Genomic DNA, 4,763 nt, shown 5'->3' with positions numbered 1-4,763 from the left:
TTTTATTGGGTCTATTTTATTTTTTCACTTTCGCATTGGCAAAGGCATCAGCAAACGCATTACCCATCATGGCATTGCCTGTGTCGCGCTTAGGCTTAGGCGCTCGCGTTTGGTTTGCATTGTTGCTGCGCGGCTTTTGCGGCGCCGCAGGGGCAGCTTTATTGCTAGTGTCTATCTCGTCATCTAGGCGCATAGTAAAACTAATACGTTTACGGGCAGCGTCGACTTCAACCACTTTGACTTTAACAATGTCACCTGCTTTAACTACTTCTCGTGGGTCTGAAATAAACTTGTTAGTAATGGCTGAAATATGCACGAGTCCATCTTGATGAACACCCACATCAACAAATGCACCAAAATTAGCAACGTTCGATACCACGCCTTCTAAAATCATACCGGGCTTAAGGTCACTAATTTTTTCAACACCGGCTTTAAACTCAGCAGTTTTAAATTCAGGGCGCGGATCGCGACCCGGTTTATCAAGCTCGCTAATAATATCGGTCACGGTAGGCAGGCCAAATTTATCGTCAATATAATCATTTGCAGCGAGCTTATTTAAAAACTCCTTATTACCAATGAGGTTATTTACGTCTACCTGATTGTGCTCACAAATACGCTTAACGATAGGGTATGCTTCAGGGTGAACTGATGAGTTGTCTAGTGGATCGCTGCCATTGTTAATGCGTAAAAAGCCGGCTGCTTGTTCAAATGCTTTTGGCCCCAAGCGCTCTACTTTTTTCAACTGACTGCGTTTTGTAAATGAACCGTTTGTATCACGGTAGTTTACAATGTTTTGCGCTAAGGTTTTGTTTAAGCCAGAAACACGTGCAAGCAAAGGCACAGAAGCCATATTTAAATCAACACCGACACTGTTTACACAGTCTTCTACCACCGAAATTAGGCTTTGCCCCAGTTGGCTTTGCGATACATCATGTTGATATTGGCCTACACCAATAGACTTAGGCTCTATTTTAACCAGCTCAGCCAATGGATCTTGAAGGCGACGTGCAATAGATACGGCACCACGTAAAGATACATCTAAATCTGGAAATTCATTAGCGGCAAACTCAGACGCAGAGTACACCGAAGCGCCGGCCTCACTGACCATGATTTTATTCAGTTTAAGCTCGGTATTGGCTTTGATAAGTTCGCCAACTAGTTTATCTGATTCGCGAGAAGCGGTGCCGTTACCAATTGCAATAAGCTCTACCTTATGTTGACGACATAGCTGCTCGAGCGTGCGTAATGATTTATCCCAATGATTTTGTGGTGCATGTGGGAAAATCGTTTGGGTAGCAAGCAGCTTACCTGTGCTATCAACCACGGCAATTTTACAACCGGTACGTAAACCAGGATCTAAGCCTAACGTAGTGCGAGGACCTGCAGGGGCTGCCATTAATAAGTCTTTTAAGTTTTTAGCAAATACATCAATGGCACCGGTTTCGGCTTTTTCACGCATTGCGGCTAAAAATTCATTTTCTAAGTGTAATCCAAGCTTAATTTTCCACGCCCATTGCACCACGGTTAATAACCAAGCGCTGGCAGGTTTGTTTTTAATATCTAGGCGGTAATGATCGCTAATCATCTGTGCACATAATTGCGCTGGATTTTCAGCGCTCGGCTCAGGATTAATAGTTAACTGTAAAACGCCTTCATTACGCGCTCTTAGCATGGCTAGTGCACGGTGCGAGGGGACTTTTTTTAACGGTTCTTGATGTTCAAAGTAGTCTCGGTATTTAGCCCCCGCTTGTTCTTGGCCATCAATAAGTTTGCTTTCAATCGCTCCATTTTGGCTAATATGAGTTCTAAATTTAGCGAGTAATTTAGCGTCTTCGGCAAAGCGTTCCATCAAAATAAACTTAGCACCATCAAGCGCTGCTTTAGTATCGACAATTGCTTTGTCGACATTAATAAATTGTGCTGCTTCAGCTTCTGGGTCAAGCATCGGATCGTTAAATAACGCATCGGCTAGCGGTTCTAAACCGGCTTCAATAGCTATTTGACCTTTAGTGCGGCGCTTTGCTTTATAAGGCAAATATAAGTCTTCTAGTTCGGTTTTACTTTGTGCTGCTTTAATATCAGCCGCTAATTCACCGGTAAGTTTATTTTGAGATTCTATCGTCGACAGGATAAAGCCACGACGCTCTTCAAGTTCACGTAAATAAGATAAACGTTGCTCTAGAAGGCGTAGTTGGGTGTCATCTAATCCACCGGTCACTTCTTTTCTGTAACGGGCAATAAAGGGGACGGTTGCGCCTTCATCAAGTAACTTTGTTGCTGCAACCACTTGTTGCTGCTGTGCATTTAGCTCAGTTGCTAAACGTGCAGAGATATCGCTCATGCAAAAACCTTTTAATACAAAAAATAAGACCAGCTAAAAAGTTAACTGATGCGTCAATGTCTTGAATAATATCACAGGGGAGGGTAATAAAAAGCTCTTAAAGCAAGCTATTTTACTTGCCTTAAGATGCCATTACCGGGGTTGGAACTATACTAATAAAAAGCGGATTTAGTGAGGGTGCTCTATACTTTCGAGTACTTCACTAAATGTGTGTGCTATTGGGCTAATATGAACAGGAATTTGCAGCTTACGTGCTATATCGCGTGCTGAAATTAAGCCGCTGATTTCATTGTTAGCCGCAGTGACTAATAAAAACATAGCGCCATGATGTTCCATAGTTTGCAGTGCATCACCAATGCATGAGTAGCTTAAGCTTTTCATACTTACACCCATTAAATTACTCAGCGGTGTCATTAAATAGCGTAAGCTAATTTCACTACGAGGCAAGCCTAAACGCTGCGCTAAAATCATGATTTTTGAGCTTTGTAAATCTGCACTTGCGACAATTCCAATTAATTTTTGATGCTCGTCAGTCACTAAAATAAAATCAGAGCGCTGAGTATTTAACTGTTTCGATGCTTGTTCAATGGTTGTATCAAACGCTGCACGCATAGGACTGGTATGCGTAAAGCTAGTTACTATTTGTGTTGCAGGAGAAGTTAAATCAATTACAGGCTCATTAGTAAAAGTATCAGCAATAGTGCCATGCGAAATGTCTTGGGTACGGAGTTCTTTAAAGTTAGACATAATATCCACCTAAATAAATTAGTTATAAAAATTTAATAATGTTTAAAAGTAAGTTACTAAATTAAATAACAGGTGGCGCTCGCGGGTTTGCGTGATTGTAGGCAGTGGCTAAAAATTGACTTTCATAATGAAAGAAAAACGCTAAAGGAAGTGGTTGAATTTCTCTAAGCGCAATAACACCATCAAGAGAATCTATATCGGTGTCGAGGTTTGCTTGGTCAGGGGAGTCACAAACAATAAATTCAGCTGGGGCAAAACCAGCATCAAGTTTGTTATTTTTAGGTGCGCCATGCAATGTCAAACTCACACTCATGAAGAGTGCAAACACGAGGGCATTTTGTAATATGCGCGCTGTTATGTTTGACATGGTGGTGACCTTAATTAACTACTCTCAAGTTAATACAACATTACTTGAGTAACCTTAGTTATAGCTTACTCATAAAATATAAACAATAAAAAGTTAATTTGATCTGAATCAAAACTAAGCGATGCTATTTTTGGTAAGTGATGTTATTTACGTACCATTGCTTAGCGCCTTGGGGAGTCATTACCTCAAAATCATCGTCTACTTGTTTTTTTAATAACGCTCGCGCCATTGGTGAATCGATAGAAATATAATCGTTGCGATCATAAATTTCATCGGGGCCGACAATTCTAAATTTTTTACACTCACCGGCCTCGTTTTCTATTTCCACCCAAGCACCAAAAAAAACTTTGCCGTCTTGTACGGGGGAGTAGTCAACAATTTTTAGATCGGGGATGCGTTTTCGTAAATAGCGTATACGACGGTCAATTTGGCGAAGCAAACGCTTGTTGTACTGATATTAGAACCCCACCCAAATACATACTAAAATCACTATTTTGATACTTGCTAGATACTAAAAGAGAGCTAATATTAAGTAAAAGTGAATATACTATATAATAAAAAGTATGGCATACATCCAAAAAATAAACGTAAAGTATCATGACAGAGAGACTGGTAGTATTTGTGAGTTACCAGCTCTTTATACAGAGAAAGGTGTCGTGATATCACATATTAGATACCTTGCGTGGTACAGCTCTAAAAGCGAGTCATGGAAAGAGCGTTCTATATTTTCTTTGAAGCTTCTACTCACATATATTGATGCCGTACCTAACTTTGAAAGCTCAACTTTATTATTAAAAGGCTTTACTAAAGCGCTACTTGTAGGAACAATCGATTATGAAAAAATGGATGATGAACTTGGATTGTATTGGAAGGCGAGAAAGCCTAGAGATGCAAATAATATATTATTTCATATAACGCATTACTCTGATTTCTTGGCCTTACAGGAAGGGTTTGATTCATCAAGGATAAACCCCTTTAGAAAAGCGACAAGTTATGAAGAAAGGTTAAATTGGTGTGCTTATTATCATAAGCATGCAAATGTGTTTTTAAATCACTTATCTAATCAAAAAGACGCTGCCTTTAACGCACAGAGAGTAAGGTTTATTGATCGGTTATTAGAGCCTAAAATCAATAATGAAAAAGCGATGAAATTCCCCGATGATCACTTTGAAAAGCTTCTTTATATTGGAATGGTAAAGGACTCAACACCAGATTATAAATCTCAAGCTATGACCATGTTATTAAATTATGGTGGGTTGCGTAAAAGTGAGCTATTTCATCTTTATGTTTCGGATATAACTTTACATC

Annotated in this window: 3 protein-coding genes and 2 pseudogenes; 1 reads left to right on the top strand and 4 read right to left on the bottom strand. The window is 39.7% G+C overall.

Going from position 1 to position 4,763, the window contains the following annotated elements; translation table 11 throughout:
• Positions 1 to 16: 16 nt before the first annotated feature.
• From P20439_RS07645 to P20439_RS07630, 4 genes and pseudogenes are all read right to left on the bottom strand, one after another.
• Complete coding sequence (locus P20439_RS07645) at positions 17 to 2,341, bottom strand: Tex family protein (RefSeq protein WP_008465849.1); 2,325 nt, start codon at positions 2,339 to 2,341, stop codon at positions 17 to 19.
• 168 nt (positions 2,342 to 2,509) lie between these two features.
• A complete protein-coding gene (locus tag P20439_RS07640) occupies positions 2,510 to 3,088 on the bottom strand; it encodes a CBS domain-containing protein (RefSeq protein WP_008465843.1) in 579 nt (192 codons plus the stop codon).
• A gap of 61 nt (positions 3,089 to 3,149) precedes the next feature.
• Positions 3,150 to 3,455 (bottom strand): hypothetical protein, encoded by a 306-nt coding sequence (locus tag P20439_RS07635; RefSeq protein WP_008465842.1) that lies wholly within the window; start codon positions 3,453 to 3,455, stop codon positions 3,150 to 3,152.
• Positions 3,456 to 3,579: 124 nt separating this feature from the next.
• Positions 3,580 to 3,912: pseudogene (locus P20439_RS07630) on the bottom strand (GreA/GreB family elongation factor); the annotation flags it as partial.
• Between the two features lie 106 nt (positions 3,913 to 4,018).
• Here P20439_RS07630 and P20439_RS18740 point away from each other — a divergent pair.
• A pseudogene (locus P20439_RS18740) lies at positions 4,019 to 4,763 on the top strand (site-specific integrase); the annotation flags it as partial.

Origin of the sequence: Pseudoalteromonas sp. BSi20439 (assembly GCF_000241165.1) — a bacterium.
In the GTDB taxonomy this organism is placed as follows: domain Bacteria; phylum Pseudomonadota; class Gammaproteobacteria; order Enterobacterales; family Alteromonadaceae; genus Pseudoalteromonas.
This window is presented reverse-complemented; position numbering and strand designations above follow the sequence as displayed.